This is a genomic window from Microbacterium sp. che218, from assembly GCF_040436305.1.
Classification (GTDB): domain Bacteria; phylum Actinomycetota; class Actinomycetes; order Actinomycetales; family Microbacteriaceae; genus Microbacterium; species Microbacterium algihabitans.
In genome coordinates, this window is the sequence record NZ_AP031501.1 from 1,814,243 (window position 1) to 1,827,658 (window position 13,416).

General features: G+C 70.0%; 13 protein-coding genes. 3 read left to right on the plus strand and 10 right to left on the minus strand.

Translation table 11 applies throughout. The features are described from left to right. Positions 1-356: 356 nt before the first annotated feature. From ABXS86_RS08510 to ABXS86_RS08535, 6 genes are all read right to left on the minus strand, one after another. A complete protein-coding gene (locus ABXS86_RS08510; RefSeq protein ID WP_353664137.1) occupies positions 357-767 on the minus strand; it encodes a dehydrogenase in 411 nt (136 codons plus the stop codon). Positions 768-915: 148 nt separating this feature from the next. Next, positions 916-1,632 (minus strand): FadR/GntR family transcriptional regulator, encoded by a 717-nt coding sequence (locus tag ABXS86_RS08515; RefSeq protein WP_307208901.1) that lies wholly within the window; start codon positions 1,630-1,632, stop codon positions 916-918. A gap of 23 nt (positions 1,633-1,655) precedes the next feature. After that, the gene (locus tag ABXS86_RS08520) at positions 1,656-2,435 is read right to left on the minus strand and encodes a 3-oxoacyl-ACP reductase (protein WP_251505998.1); all 780 of its coding nucleotides are present in this window, start codon (positions 2,433-2,435) and stop codon (positions 1,656-1,658) included. 45 nt (positions 2,436-2,480) lie between these two features. Continuing rightward, on the minus strand, positions 2,481-3,836 hold the full coding sequence (locus ABXS86_RS08525) for an aldehyde dehydrogenase family protein (RefSeq protein WP_353664138.1): 1,356 nt from the start codon (positions 3,834-3,836) through the stop codon (positions 2,481-2,483). Beyond that, complete coding sequence (locus tag ABXS86_RS08530) at positions 3,833-4,609, minus strand: gamma-glutamyl-gamma-aminobutyrate hydrolase family protein (protein WP_307208895.1); 777 nt, start codon at positions 4,607-4,609, stop codon at positions 3,833-3,835. The genes ABXS86_RS08525 and ABXS86_RS08530 overlap by 4 nt, the downstream gene beginning before the upstream one ends. After that, complete coding sequence (locus ABXS86_RS08535; RefSeq protein ID WP_353664139.1) at positions 4,590-5,945, minus strand: glutamine synthetase family protein; 1,356 nt, start codon at positions 5,943-5,945, stop codon at positions 4,590-4,592. Before ABXS86_RS08535 ends, ABXS86_RS08530 begins: the two co-directional genes overlap by 20 nt. A gap of 146 nt (positions 5,946-6,091) precedes the next feature. On the opposite strand from ABXS86_RS08535, the gene ABXS86_RS08540 reads away from it, so the two are divergent. Continuing rightward, entirely contained in the window at positions 6,092-7,630 is a 1,539-nt protein-coding gene (locus ABXS86_RS08540) for an amino acid permease (RefSeq protein ID WP_353664140.1), read from the plus strand. Between the two features lie 54 nt (positions 7,631-7,684). Here ABXS86_RS08540 and ABXS86_RS08545 read toward each other — a convergent pair whose 3' ends face one another. From ABXS86_RS08545 to ABXS86_RS08555, 3 genes are all read right to left on the minus strand, one after another. Continuing rightward, the gene (locus ABXS86_RS08545) at positions 7,685-8,347 is read right to left on the minus strand and encodes a hypothetical protein (RefSeq protein WP_307208889.1); all 663 of its coding nucleotides are present in this window, start codon (positions 8,345-8,347) and stop codon (positions 7,685-7,687) included. 46 nt (positions 8,348-8,393) lie between these two features. Next, complete coding sequence (locus tag ABXS86_RS08550; RefSeq protein WP_144830023.1) at positions 8,394-8,903, minus strand: amino-acid N-acetyltransferase; 510 nt, start codon at positions 8,901-8,903, stop codon at positions 8,394-8,396. 71 nt (positions 8,904-8,974) lie between these two features. Next, on the minus strand, positions 8,975-11,500 hold the full coding sequence (locus tag ABXS86_RS08555; RefSeq protein ID WP_144830026.1) for an ATP-dependent Clp protease ATP-binding subunit: 2,526 nt from the start codon (positions 11,498-11,500) through the stop codon (positions 8,975-8,977). Positions 11,501-11,690: 190 nt separating this feature from the next. On the opposite strand from ABXS86_RS08555, the gene ABXS86_RS08560 reads away from it, so the two are divergent. Together ABXS86_RS08560 and ABXS86_RS08565 are read left to right on the plus strand one after the other, a co-directional pair. Continuing rightward, positions 11,691-12,314, plus strand: coding sequence for a hypothetical protein (locus ABXS86_RS08560; protein WP_353664141.1), 624 nt, complete (start codon positions 11,691-11,693; stop codon positions 12,312-12,314). Continuing rightward, positions 12,311-12,547, plus strand: a complete 237-nt coding sequence (locus ABXS86_RS08565; protein WP_144830033.1) for a helix-turn-helix domain-containing protein — start codon at positions 12,311-12,313, stop codon at positions 12,545-12,547. The genes ABXS86_RS08560 and ABXS86_RS08565 overlap by 4 nt, the downstream gene beginning before the upstream one ends. Before the next feature lie 40 nt (positions 12,548-12,587). On the opposite strand, the gene ABXS86_RS08570 is transcribed toward ABXS86_RS08565, so the two are convergent. Then, on the minus strand, positions 12,588-13,319 hold the full coding sequence (locus ABXS86_RS08570; RefSeq protein WP_353664142.1) for a hypothetical protein: 732 nt from the start codon (positions 13,317-13,319) through the stop codon (positions 12,588-12,590). Positions 13,320-13,416 lie beyond the last annotated feature (97 nt).

A 13,416-nucleotide genomic window follows, 5' to 3' on the forward strand; every position in this document is an offset into this window, starting at 1 on the left:
CATCCCCAGCACGGCGGGGATGACAAGTCCGGCGGCGCACACGGCACCGGCGATCAGGTACTCCATAGCCCGAGTCTTGCACGCGCGGGTCACCCGCGCGAGTTGCGTCCTTCACCCGCGAACTTTCGCCCCGCCGGTGTCTCGGCGATGCGCCCCCAGGCACCGGCGTCGCCCAACTCCGCTGAGTGTGCAGAACACCCGGACGCGTCTCGAGCCGCTCCGGGTGTTGTGGACGCCCAGCGCTGAACGGCCGGTGCGCAACCGGCCGCGATGGCTCGCCTCGACCGTGGCGGCTCGAGGTCGCGCCGAGCGCCAACAGACGGCCGTCGGACGCGGAGGGCGAGCCCGCCGGGACGTCAAGCGTCGAGCGCGGCGATCAGATCGGCGGGCGATGCCTGGATCGGGTGCGGGCCGGCGATGTCGATGAACACCGTCGTGATGGCATCCTGATGCGTTCCGAGGAAGGTGCGCAGCCACTGCGGCGACTGCAGGGCCACGTGCGGCGGAAGCGTCTCGGGCTTGTGCGCCGCGTCGCTGAACAGCAGCAGCGCCAGCTGACCGGTGTTCGGATCACGGTACGTCCACACCTCGCCGACACTGCGAGGGTCGTCGGCGTCGCCCGGGGTCATCAGCGGCACGACGGTCGGTCCGTGGCGGAGCGCGAAGGCGATCGCGGCCATGTCCTGCGTCTGCAGGGCGTCGCTGAGCGCGGTGTTCTTGAAGTCCACGTCGAGCTTCTTCCCTTTGCGCTTCTTGCCTGCGGCCATCCTCCGAGCCTAATCGCGCCGGGCGCCGCGACCACATCGCGGGTTCGGGGCGCATTCCGTCGTTCGGGGCGGACGATTCCCGCCCCGACGTGCAGAACCCGCCCCGAACCGCACCTCACGGGCGCCGGGACCCGCGCCCCACGAACCCCTACGCCAAGAAGCCCCGCAGCAGCGCCTCGGATCCGGCGAGGTGATCGCGCATGGCCGCGTGGGCGGCATCCGGTCGTCCCGCGAGGATCGCCGACACGATCGCCGCGTGCTGCGAGGTCGAATGGTCGATGTTGCGCGGCAGCAGCGGAAAGGTGTCGAGCCAGGCGTTCACGCGCGCGCGGTTGTCGGCGACGAGGGGAACGAGCGACGGGATGCCGGCGAGCTCGGCGATCGTGAGGTGCAGCAGCGTGTCGAGCCGGCGGTAGTCCTCTCCCCCGGCGACCGCGGCGGCTTCGTGCCGCGCCCACAGCACGTCGCGTTCGTCGGCGGAGAGGGAGCGTCCCGCCGCTGCCCACGCGGCGCCCGGCTCGAGCACTCCGCGCAGGGCGATGACGTCGGCGAGCTCGTGCGCCGACACGACCGCCGGCTCCGACGGCCGCGGCACGGGGTCGACGACGAAGGTCCCGCCGTAGCGCCCGCGTCGCGTCTCGAGCCACCCGGCGTCGGCGAGCTCGCGGATCGCTTCGCGCACGGTGTCGCGACTGACGCCGTAGAGGGCGGCGAGCTCGCGCTCGGCGGGCAACGACTCCCCCGGCGCGACGAGTCCGAGCCGCACGGTCTGCACGATGCGCGCCGTGGTGTCTTCGAGCGCGTTGCCGGTGCGCACAGGCCGGTAGACGGCCCGTCGCAGGTCGTCCAGGGGCGCCTCGCTCACCCTCTCAGCCTGTCACGTCGGGTTCAGAGCGGGGTCACGTAGGCGTTGGTGATACCGCCGTCGACCACGAACGCCGTGGCGGTGATGAAGGACGCGTCGTCGGATGCCAAGAAGGCCACGGCCGCGGCCATCTCTTCCGGCTCCGCGAACCGGCCCATCGGCACGTGCACCAGGCGGCGCTGCGCGCGCTCGGGGTCTTTGGCGAAGAGCTCCTGCAGGAGCGGGGTGTTGACGGGTCCGGGGCACAGCGCGTTGACGCGGATGCCCTGTCGCGCGAACTGCACACCGAGCTCGCGGGTCATCGCGAGCACGCCGCCCTTCGACGCGGTGTACGAGATCTGCGAGGTCGCCGAGCCCAGCAGCGCGACGAACGAGGCGGTGTTGATGATCGACCCGCGACCCGCCGGCACCATGTGGCGCAGCGCCGCACGCGAGCAGAGGTACACGCTCTTCAGGTTGACGTCCTGCACCTTGTCCCACGCGGGCAGCTCGGTCGTCTCGATCGAGTCGTCGTCCGCGGGCGAGATACCGGCGTTGTTGAAGGCGATGTCGACGCTACCGAGGTCGGCGGCCACGCCGTCGAAGAGGGCGTTCACGGAGTCTTCGTCGGCGACGTTGACCTGACGGAAGACGCCGTCGACCGAGGCGGCGGCCGCCGTGCCGGTGGTCTCATCGAGGTCGGCGATCACGACGCGCGCGCCTTCGGCGGCGAAGCGACGGGCGGTGGCGAGGCCGATGCCGCTCGCGCCTCCCGTGACGATGGCGACGCGATCGCGCAGACGCTGAGTGAGGTCGATGGTCATGAGCTGTGGTTCCTTACGCGTGGGACGGGGTCGGGAGAGGGGCGGTCACTCGGTGGCGTAGAAGACGTTCTTCGTCTCGGTGAAGTGCTCGGCGGCATCCGGCCCCAGCTCGCGACCGAGGCCCGAGGCCTTCATGCCGCCGAACGGGGTGGAGTAGCGCACCGACGAGTGGGAGTTCACCGACAGCACCCCGCTGCGCACCCCACGGGACACCCGGATGCCGCGCCCCAGGTTCTCGGTCCAGATCGAGCCCGCGAGACCGTAGGCGGTGTCGTTGGCGAGACGAATGGCATCCGCCTCGTCGTCGAACGGCAGCACGGCCAGCACGGGGCCGAACACCTCGTCGCGGGCGATCCGGTCGCCCGACTGGGCGAGCACCACGGCGGGGGCGAACCAGAAGCCGTCGCCCTCGGGGGCCGATCCGCGGAACGCGACCTCGGCGCCGTCGAGGAAGCCCTGCACGCTCGAGCGGTGCGACGCCGAGATGAGCGGGCCCATCTGCGTCGCCTCGTCGTGGGGATCGCCGACCTTCCAGGCCGCGACCGCCGGCTCGAGCATCTCGAGGAATCGGTCGAAGACGCTGCGCTGCACCAGCAGGCGACTGCGCGCGCAGCAGTCCTGGCCGGCGTTGTCGAACACCGAGCCGGGCACGCCCGCCGCGGCCTTCTCGAGGTCGGCGTCGGCGAAGACGATGTTCGCGCTCTTGCCGCCCAGCTCGAGGGTGACGGGCTTGAGCAGCTGGGCGCATCCGGCCGCCACTTCGGTGCCGACCTCGGTCGATCCGGTGAAGACGACCTTGTGCACGTCGGGGTGGGTGACGAAGCGTTGGCCGACGACCGAGCCCGATCCGACGACGACACGGAACAGTCCCTCGGGGAGTCCCGCCTCGACTGCCAGCTCACCGAGACGAACGGCGGTGAGCGGGGTGAGCTCGGCCGGCTTCAGCACGACGGCGTTGCCCGCGGCGAGCGCCGGCGCAAAGCCCCACGCGGCGATCGTCATGGGGAAGTTCCACGGCACGATGATCCCGACGACGCCGTAGGGCTCGTGGTAGGTCACATCGAGCCCGCCCGCGACCGGGATCTGCGACCCGATCAGGCGCTCGGGAGAACCGGCGTAGTAGTTGAGCACCTGGGCGACGTGCTGGGCCTCCCACCGGGCCGAGCCGATCGGGTGTCCGGAGTTGCGCACCTCGAGGGCGGCGAGCTCGTCGACGTGCTGCTCGACGACGCGCGCGAACGAGCGGAGCGCATCGGCGCGGGCGACCGGGGCGAGGGCGGCCCACGAGCGCTGCGCGCGGACGGCGTCGGCGACGGCGGCGTCCACCTCGGCGACGTCGGCGCGCTCGAGCGTGGTGATCGGCTTTCCGGTCGACGGATCGGTGACGGTGAAGGAACTCATGCGGTGGCTTTCTGGTGCTCGGGGGAACGGGCGGCCCGGTGTCGGGCTGCGGCGGCGACGAGTCCGAGGAAGAGTCGCCGGTCCTCGGCGTTCTCCTCCGGATGCCACTGCACGGCGACCAGGTAGTCGTCGCCGTCGACCTCGACGGCCTGCACGAGTCCGTCGTCGGTGCGCGCGGTCACGTGCAGGCCGTCGGCGACGCGGTCGACGCCCTGATGGTGGTAGCTGTGGACGGTGAGGGGTCCGGCGCCGACGAGGCCGGCGAGCCGGGTGTCGGCATCGACCTCCACGACGTTCTCGGCGAAGACGCCGCCGCCGACGCGGTACCTCTCGGTGCCGAGGGCTTCAGGCAGGTGCTGGTGCAGCGTGCCGCCCATGGCCACGTTGATGAGCTGGAGTCCGCGGCAGATGCCGAAGACCGGGATGCCGCGCTCCCGCGCCCCCGCGAGCAGCGCGATCTCCCACGCGTCGCGGTCGGCGCGGGCGGGGTCGGTCGTGGGGTGGCGCTCGGCGCCGTAGAGCTCGGGCTGCACGTCGAGGCCGCCGGTGAGGATCAGCCCGTCGAGCCCGTCGAGCACCGCCGCGGCGGCCTGCTCGGGCCGCGGCTGCGGCGGCAGCAGCACGGCGCTGGCGCCCGAGGCGGTCACGGCGTCGAAGTACTGCTGCGGCAGGAACGAGGCGCGCACGTCCCAGACTCCCTGTTTCGCGCGCTCGAGGTAGGTGGTGAGCCCCACGACGGGGGTCCTGCTCGGATCAGAGGCGCTCGAAACCACGCACCCGCTCCCAATCGGTCACGGCGGCGTCGTAGGCCTCGACCTCGATGCGCGCCTGGTTCAGGTAGTGCTCGACGACCCCGTCGCCGAAGGCGGCGCGGGCGATCGTCGATTCGGAGAAGAGCTTCGCGGCGTCGCGCAGGGTCGTGGGCAGCGTGTCGACGCCCGCGGCGTACGCGTTGCCGGTGAGAGGGGCGGGCAGCTCGAGCTCGTTCTCGATGCCGTACAGGCCCCCCGCGATGATCGCCGAGATCGCGAGGTAGGGGTTCACGTCTCCCCCGGGCACGCGGTTCTCCACGCGCAGCGATGAGCCGCGACCGACCACGCGCAGTGCGCACGTGCGGTTGTCGACACCCCAGGCGACGCCGGTCGGCGCGAAGGACCCCTTGGCGTAGCGCTTGTAGGAGTTGATGGTGGGGGCGTACAACAGCGTGAACTCGCGGAGGGTCGCGAGGATGCCGGCGATCCAGTGCTGCATCAGGGGGCTGAACCCGTGCTCCTCGTCGCCCGCCATGACGGCCGCGCCGTCGTCTCCGCGCACCGAGAGGTGGATGTGGCAGCTGTTGCCCTCGCGCTCGTTGAACTTGGCCATGAACGTGAGCGACTTGCCGTGGCGGTCGGCGATCTCCTTCGCGCCGTTCTTGTAGATCGTGTGGTTGTCGGCGGTCTCGAGCGCCTCGGCGTAGCGGAACGCGATCTCCTGCTGACCGAAGTTGCACTCCCCCTTCACGCCCTCGCAGTACATGCCGGCCCCGTCCATGCCGACGCGGATGTCGCGCAGCAGCGGCTCGAGCCGGGTGGTGGCGAGCAGGTTGTAGTCGACGTTGTAGTCGGTCGAGGGCGTCAGGTGCGTGTACCCCTTGGCCCAGGCGTCGCGGAACGAGTCGTCGAAGACGATGAACTCCAACTCGGTGCCGGCGTAGGCGGTCAGGCCGCGTTCGGCCAGCCGCTCGCGCTGGGCGTTCAGGATGCCGCGGGGCGACTGCACCACGCGGGCGCGGTCCTCCCAGGCGAGGTCGGCCATCACCAGCGCGGTTCCGGGCTGCCAGGGCACGCGTCGCAGCGTGTCGAGGTCGGGCACGAGCAGCATGTCGCCGTAGCCCTTGTCCCAGCTCGACATCGCGTAGCCGTCGACGGTGTTGAGGTCGACGTCGACCGAGAGCAGGTAGTTGCACGCCTCGGCACCGTGGCCCTGCACCTCGTCGCGCCAGAACCGCGCGGCGACGCGCTTGCCGACGAGGCGGCCCTGCGCGTCGGGGAAGGCGACGACGACCGTGTCGATCTCTCCCGCATCGATCGCGGCATCCAGCTCCGCGGTGGTGAGATTGCCCGCCATGGTGTCCCTCTCGCCTCATCGACGCCCTCCCGAGCGGAGGACGTAACGAGGAACTTACACGCCAAAGGTAGACAGGTCGACCAATAGAAGGCCATGATCTTCCGCAAAGGCGAGCCCGAAGCCTGCCCGACACGTCTGGAGGCCCCATGTCCACCTCGAGCCACTCACGAAAAAAGGTCGCCGGAGCCACCTATACGGCAACCGACGCCACCTACTTCGAGAAACGCACCCTGAAACGCTCCGCCGGCGTGTGGGGGCTGTGGGGCCTCGCGGTCGCCGCCGTCATCTCGGGCGACTTCTCCGGCTGGAACTTCGGCATCGGCTTCGCCGGTTTCGGAGGCATGCTGATCGCCTTCGTCATCCTCGTGATCATGTACTACGGCCTCACCTTCTCGATCGGCGAGATGGCGGCGGCCATGCCGCACACCGGCGGCGCCTACTCGTTCGCGCGCTCGGCGATGGGCCCCTGGGGCGGCCTCGCGACCGGCCTCGCCGAGACCATCGAATACGTCGCCACCACCGCGGTGGTGGTCTACTTCTCGGGCCAGTACGCCGACTCGGCCCTTGAGCTCCTCACCGGCGTGAGCCTTCCGTCGTTCGTGTGGTGGATCATCCTCTACGCCCTGTTCATCGCGCTCAACGCGGCGGGCGCCAACATCTCATTCGGGTTCGCGATCGTCGTGTCGATCATCTCCATCGGCATCATCGTGGTCTTCGGGATCATGGCGCTGGCATCCGGGGCCTTCGACTGGGACTCCCTGTGGAACCAGACACCCGACCCCGGCAACACCGAATTCCTCCCGTTCGGCGTGGGATCGATCCTGCTCGCCCTCCCCTTCGCGATGTGGTTCTTCCTCGGCATCGAGGAACTCCCCCTCGCCGCGGAGGAGTCGCACGACCCGGCCCGCGACATCCCGCGCGCCGGCCTCTGGGCCCGCGGCACGCTCATCGTGACGGGCCTCATCGTGCTCTTCCTCAACACCGGCGTGCTCGGGGCCGACGAGACCGGCGCCTCGGTCGAACCGCTTCTCGACGGCTTCCGCGCGATGGTCGGCGATCAGGCCGCGGCGCTCCTGTCGCTGCTCGCCCTCGTGGGCCTGCTCGCCTCGCTGATGGGCATAATGTTCGCCTACGGACGCAACATGTACTCGCTCTCGCGCGCCGGGTACTACCCGCGATGGCTCTCCCTCACCGGAAAGCGCAAGACCCCGTGGGTCGCCCTCGTCTTCGGCGCCGTGCTCGGCTTCATCGCCCTCGTAGTGGTCCAGGCAGCCGGAGGCGACGCCAGCCCGGCCGGCGCGATCGTGCTGAACATCGCCGTGTGGGGCGCGGTGCTGGCCTACTTCCTGCAGATGGTCTCGTTCATCGTGCTCCGCCGGAAGTTCCCGAACGCCGTGCGGCCCTACAAGAGCCCGTGGGGCCTGTTCGGCGCGTACTCGGCCGCGATCATCGCCGCCGTGGTGTTCTTCGGCCTGCTGCTGAATCCCGCCTACCTGCTCGCGATCGTCGCGATCATCGCGGTCTACGCGGTGATCTTCGTGGCCTTCGCCGTCTACGGTCGGCACCGCCTGGTGCTCTCACCCGAAGAGGAGTACGCCCTGTCCGGCGGCCTGCATGGCGACCCGCAGCAGGAGGGCTACGACGCCATGGAGGGCGAGGTGTTCGGCAGCGACCGGCGCTCCTGACGGGACAAGAGAGGGGGCGGATGCCGCGGCATCCGCCCCCTCGTCGTGCTCGGGTCAGCGCAGCACGAACGACGCCGTCCCCGTCGAGGGGATCCCGCCGATCGACACGCTCAAGTGGTAGGTCGCTCCGGCGCCGGGGGCGTACGGGCGCTCGCTCTCGCACGTGCCGACCGAGGAACGCGTGCGGTCCCAGGTCAGCGGCGCGGAGCTCGTGACGGTCTGCCCGGCCGACAGGGTGACCTCCATGTCGCTGGGCTCCGACTGGCAGTCGGTCGAACGCCACCACACGTCGGAGCCGCTGGTGACGGTGAACGACTGCGCGCTCGTACCGACGTTCATGATGCAGGGGTTCGCCGAGGTGTTGGTCAGGCGGATCGAGAGCTGAGGGTTCTCGCCCTGCGCGTACTCCGCCTTGTCCGACAGCGCCTCGACCGTGATGTCGGAGGGCGTGCACTCCACCGGTCCGGAGGGCGCCGCCTGCGTGGGCGACGGCGACGGGGAGTCGGCCACCGCGGGCGCGGCGGAACTCGGCGCGACGGCAGGCGCGCTCGCGACAGGGGTGGGCGGAGCGTCGGCAGCGGGGGCGGTGCGCCACGGCGGAGCCGCCACGAGCCACACGACGAGGCCGATCACGATCAGGGCGAGAAGCCCGGCCGCAAGACGACGTCGACGGTAGACCGCCGGGGACTGCCTCCGCCTACGGGGGGCATCGGTCATGGTTCAAGGGTAGGCGCAGCAGCGAGGCGCCCCCGCCACGGCACGCTCACAGTTGCTTGAGCATGCGGGTGTTGCCCAGGGTGTTCGGCTTCACGTGCGCCAGGTCGAGGAACTCGGCCACCCCCTCGTCGGGGCTGCGCACCAACTGCGAGTACACGTCAGGGTCGACGACCTGCTCGCCGATCGGGGCGAACCCGCGCCGCGTGAAGAAGTCGACCTCGAAGGTGAGGCAGAACAGCCGCGAGACGCCCAGCTCGCGAGCCCGCGCCTCCAGCACCTCGACGATCGCTCGACCCACTCCGTGATGCAGCCAGTCGTCGTGCACGATGAGCGTGCGGATCTCGGCGAGGTCGTCCCACATCACGTGCAGGGCACCGCAGCCGATGACGACTCCGTCGGCCTCGGCCACGACGAACTGCTGCACCGACCCGTAGAGCACGACGAGGTCTTTGCCCAGCAGGATGCGCTTCTGCACGAACGGCTCGAGCAGTTCGTGGATGCGGCGGACGTCGGCGGTTCCGGCAGGGCGGACGACGAACGGCGCGGAAGAGGTCATCGGACAAGCGTACGCCGCAACGACGAAGGGCCCGGATGCCGTGGCATCCGAGCCCTTCCTTCGCTATGCGATCAGCTGCCCGCGAGCGTGTCGGGGGTCGCGGCGATCTCGCCGGCCGTGCCGACCCCGATCGCGACCTTCTCACCGCGGGGGCTGGTCTCGAACGAGAACTGACCGTTCTCGACGCCGACCTTGACGTGATCGCCCGACTCGAGCTCGCCGTGCAGGATCTTCTCGCTGAGACGGTCCTCGACCTCGCGCTGCATGGCGCGGCGCAGGGGGCGCGCACCGAGCGTCGGGTCGAACCCGATGTCGATGAGCTTGTCCTTCGCCTCGTCCGACAGCTCGACGGTCATGTCGCGGTCGAGCAGACGGTCGGCCAGACGCTTCACGAACAGACCGACGATCTGACGGAGCTCGTCCTTGTTCAGCTGCGGGAAGACGATGACGTCGTCGACGCGGTTGAGGAACTCGGGCTTGAAGTGACGCTTCAGCTCCTCGTCGACCTTGCCCTTCATCCGCTCGTACGAGGTCTGGGCGCTGCCCTCGACCTGGAAGCCGACGGGGCCACCGGCGATCGCCGACGAACCGAGGTTCGTCGTCATGATGATCACGGTGTTCTTGAAGTCGATGACGCGACCCTGACCATCGGTCAGGCGACCCTCTTCGAGGATCTGCAGCAGCGAGTTGAAGATGTCGGGGTGGGCCTTCTCGATCTCGTCGAAGAGAACGACCGAGAACGGCTTGCGGCGCACCTTCTCGGTGAGCTGGCCGCCCTCTTCGAACCCGACGAATCCGGGAGGGGCACCGAACAGACGCGAGACCGTGTGCTTCTCACCGAACTCCGACATGTCGAGGGAGATCAGCGCACCCTCGTCGTCGAAGAGGAACTCGGCGAGCGCCTTGGCCAGCTCGGTCTTTCCGACGCCCGTGGGGCCGGCGAAGATGAACGAGCCCGAGGGGCGCTTGGGGTCCTTGAGACCCGCGCGCTGACGACGGATCGTGCGCGAGAGGGCCGCGATCGCCTCTTCCTGGCCGATGACCCGCTGGTGCAGGGCCTTCTCCATGAACATGAGGCGGCTGGACTCCTCCTCGGTGAGCTTGAACACCGGGATGCCGGTCGCCTGGGCGAGCACCTCGGCGATCAGGCCCTCGTCGACCACCGCGTGGGAGGCGACGTCACCCGAGCGCCACTGCTTCTCGAGGCGCAGACGCTCGGCGAGGAGCGACTTCTCCTCATCGCGCAGGGCGGCGGCCTTCTCGAAGTCCTGCTCCTCGGAGGCGAGCTCCTTCTGCTCGCGGACCTTGGCGATCTTCTCGTCGAACTCGCGCAGCTCCGGCGGGCTCGACAGGATCGACAGGCGCAGGCGGGCACCGGCCTCGTCGATCAGGTCGATCGCCTTGTCGGGCAGGAAGCGGTCGCTGATGTAGCGATCAGCCAGGTTGGCCGCCGCGACGATCGCGCCGTCGGTGATCTGCACCTTGTGGTGCGCCTCGTACCGGTCGCGCAGACCCTTCAGGATGTTGATCGCGTGGGGCAGGCTCGGCTCGGCCACCTGGATCGGCTGGAAGCGGCGCTCGAGCGCGGCGTCCTTCTCGAAGTGCTTGCGGTATTCGTCGAGCGTGGTGGCACCGATGGTCTGGAGCTCACCGCGGGCGAGGAGGGGCTTGAGGATCGACGCGGCGTCGATCGCACCCTCGGCGGCACCGGCACCCACGAGGGTGTGGATCTCGTCGATGAAGACGATGATGTCGCCGCGCGTGCGGATCTCCTTCGTGACCTTCTTGAGGCGCTCCTCGAAGTCACCGCGGTAGCGGGATCCGGCGATGAGCGAGCCGAGGTCGAGCGAGTAGACCTGCTTGTCCTTGAGCGTCTCGGGCACGTCGCCCTTGACGATGGCCTGGGCGAGGCCTTCGACGACCGCCGTCTTTCCGACACCGGGCTCGCCGATGAGGACGGGGTTGTTCTTCGAGCGGCGCGACAGGATCTGCATCACGCGCTCGATCTCCTTCTCGCGCCCGATGACGGGGTCGAGCTTGTTGTCGCGCGCGGCCTGCGTGAGGTTGCGGCCGAACTGGTCGAGCACGGCCGAACCGCCCTGGGCGGCTCCCTGGCTCTGCTCGCCGGCACCCGAGGCGACGCCCGCGGGCTCCTTGCCCTGGTACCCCGAGAGCAGCTGGATGACCTGCTGGCGCACCTTGTTCAGGTCGGCGCCGAGCTTGACGAGCACCTGTGCGGCGACGCCCTCGCCCTCGCGGATGAGACCGAGCAGGATGTGCTCGGTTCCGATGTAGTTGTGGCCCAGCTGCAGCGCTTCGCGCAGCGACAGCTCGAGCACCTTCTTCGCACGGGGCGTGAAGGGGATGTGGCCGGTCGGCTGCTGCTGCCCCTGGCCGATGATGTCCTGCACCTGCTCGCGGACGGCGTCGAGCGAGATGCCCAGCGACTCCAGCGCCTTGGCAGCAACACCCTCACCCTCGTGGATGAGGCCCAGGAGGATGTGCTCGGTTCCGATGTAGTTGTGGTTGAGCATCTTCGCCTCTTCTTGGGCGAGCACAACCACACGACGAGCACGGTCGGTGAATCTCTCGAACATCCTCAGTCCCTCCAAAAATGGGCTGACAGGCACGCCTCCGCGCGCCGTACAACGAGAGTAACCAGCGGCCGGAGGCCTGAGACCCATGTTCGCCGTGGGCATACCGTCTGCGCGGTCGACCTTGCGGAACCCATCGATAGTCGTTACCTTATCGACAACCGATAACAACGATCATCGATAAGGAGCGATCATGGCATCCCCCCGACCTCCCCGCGTCCTCTCCCGCAGCGACGCGGCCTCCCTCTGGTTCTTCGTCGTGGCCGGCGCCGCGATCGCCGTCTGGGCGGTCGTCCGCAGCATCGCGAACATCATCGCCGCCGTCCCGAATCAGAACGTCCGCGTCGCGGTGCCTTTCCTCGATTCGCCCGCGCAGGCGGCTCTCGGCCCCGACGGCGCGCCCGTCGCGATCGAGCTCACCGGGGGCGTGGTGACCGCCCCCTCCCTTCCGCCCGCCTCCCTGTGGGCGCTGTTCATCGCCGAGGGCCTCTTCGCCGCGGTCGTGATCACCGTGGTGACCCTGCTCCTCGTGCTCACCGCCGACATCTTGCGCGGGCGCATCTTCAGCCGTCGCAACACCGCCCTGGTGTCGGCCGCGGGTATCGTCGCCCTGGTCGGCATCGCCGGGGTGCCGTTCTTCCAGAACATGGTGGCCAACGGAGCGATCGCCTGGCTCTCCGAGCGCACCTACGACCGCGGAGACGTGCAGCTGGTCGACCTGCCCTCCCTCATCGGCGTCGCCTTCGTTGCGGCCCTCGCGAGCACCGCGTTCGCGGTGGGCGACCGCCTGCAGCGCGACACCGAGGGCCTCGTATGACCCCGGCGGCGACCGACGACGGACCCACCGGCATCCACTGCCGACTCGACGAGCTGCTCGAGGCCCGGGGCATGACGCTGACCCGCCTGAGCGAGCTCGTCGGGGTCTCGGTGGTGAACCTGTCGGTGCTGAAGAACGACCGCGCCCGGGCGATCCGCTATTCGACGCTGTCGGCGATCTGCCGGGTGCTCGAGTGCGAGGTCGGCGACCTCCTGGTGATCGACCCGTCCTGAGCGATCACCGGTCGCCGCCTCGCGCCATCGGCGACCGGGGTCAGCGCGAACCGAGGATGGCGATCGGCTCCGGCACCTCGACGCCGCCGCCGGACAGCGCGACCGAGGTGACGTCGGGGCCGGCGACGCCGGTCACGTCGGCGACCGTGACGCGAGGCGCGAGGTCCATCGTGCAGATCCGGTCGGCGGGCGGCATCGCGAACTGCACCGACAGCTCGGACCCCGCCGCGGTGACCGATTCGACCACCGGCGGGCAGCCGGAGCTCCCGTAGGTGAGGACGGCGAGCAGGTCGCGGCCGACCCACCCGGCGCTGGAGGTGAACTCCTCCGGCGTCGCGGAGGCCGCGGCGAGGCCCGGGAGCATCGCCGCCCCGTCGGCCGCACCGGTCACGCGCACCGCGAGTCCGGCCGTCGGATCCACTCCCGTCGGCACGCTGACGAGGGTCGCGCGCGGGGCCATGTCGCGCGTGCACGTCGTGCGCGGCGAGTCGGCGAGCGCCACCGTCAGGGTGGTCCCCTCGACGGTCGGCTCCCCCTCCACGACCGGGGGACACGACGAGCTGCCGAGCGTGACGAGGGCGATCGCGGCGCCCCCCTCGAGCCAGCCGACCTGGATCGAATCGGCGGATGCCGTGCCCTCGGCATCCGGAGTCGATGACGACGCGGGGGGCGAACCCGGCGTCGACGCGGCCGTGGCGCAGCCCGTGAGGGCCCCGGCCGCGAGCAGACCGGCGCCGATCGCGGCGATGAGTGTCAGACGATGACGGGACATGAGAACCTCCGGGGCGAGTTGCGCCCATGATGGCGGAGTTTCCTGGACGGCGTCGGCACGGCGTCGGCGCGTCCGGCGGGCGGGCGGATCGATCCGA

What these genes read in the sequence shown, in the direction of transcription:
- ABXS86_RS08510 (WP_353664137.1), bottom strand. Translation starts at nt 767, where the DNA reads ATGGCCGCAGGCAAGAAGCGCAAAGGGAAGAAGCTCGACGTGGACTTC.
- ABXS86_RS08520 (WP_251505998.1), bottom strand. Translation starts at nt 2,435, where the DNA reads ATGACCATCGACCTCACTCAGCGTCTGCGCGATCGCGTCGCCATCGTC.
- ABXS86_RS08525 (WP_353664138.1), bottom strand. Translation starts at nt 3,836, where the DNA reads ATGAGTTCCTTCACCGTCACCGATCCGTCGACCGGAAAGCCGATCACC.
- ABXS86_RS08535 (WP_353664139.1), bottom strand. Translation starts at nt 5,945, where the DNA reads ATGGCGGGCAATCTCACCACCGCGGAGCTGGATGCCGCGATCGATGCG.
- ABXS86_RS08540 (WP_353664140.1), top strand. Translation starts at nt 6,092, where the DNA reads ATGTCCACCTCGAGCCACTCACGAAAAAAGGTCGCCGGAGCCACCTAT.
- ABXS86_RS08545 (WP_307208889.1), bottom strand. Translation starts at nt 8,347, where the DNA reads ATGACCGATGCCCCCCGTAGGCGGAGGCAGTCCCCGGCGGTCTACCGT.
- ABXS86_RS08550 (WP_144830023.1), bottom strand. Translation starts at nt 8,903, where the DNA reads ATGACCTCTTCCGCGCCGTTCGTCGTCCGCCCTGCCGGAACCGCCGAC.
- ABXS86_RS08555 (WP_144830026.1), bottom strand. Translation starts at nt 11,500, where the DNA reads ATGTTCGAGAGATTCACCGACCGTGCTCGTCGTGTGGTTGTGCTCGCC.
- ABXS86_RS08560 (WP_353664141.1), top strand. Translation starts at nt 11,691, where the DNA reads ATGGCATCCCCCCGACCTCCCCGCGTCCTCTCCCGCAGCGACGCGGCC.
- ABXS86_RS08565 (WP_144830033.1), top strand. Translation starts at nt 12,311, where the DNA reads ATGACCCCGGCGGCGACCGACGACGGACCCACCGGCATCCACTGCCGA.
- ABXS86_RS08570 (WP_353664142.1), bottom strand. Translation starts at nt 13,319, where the DNA reads ATGTCCCGTCATCGTCTGACACTCATCGCCGCGATCGGCGCCGGTCTG.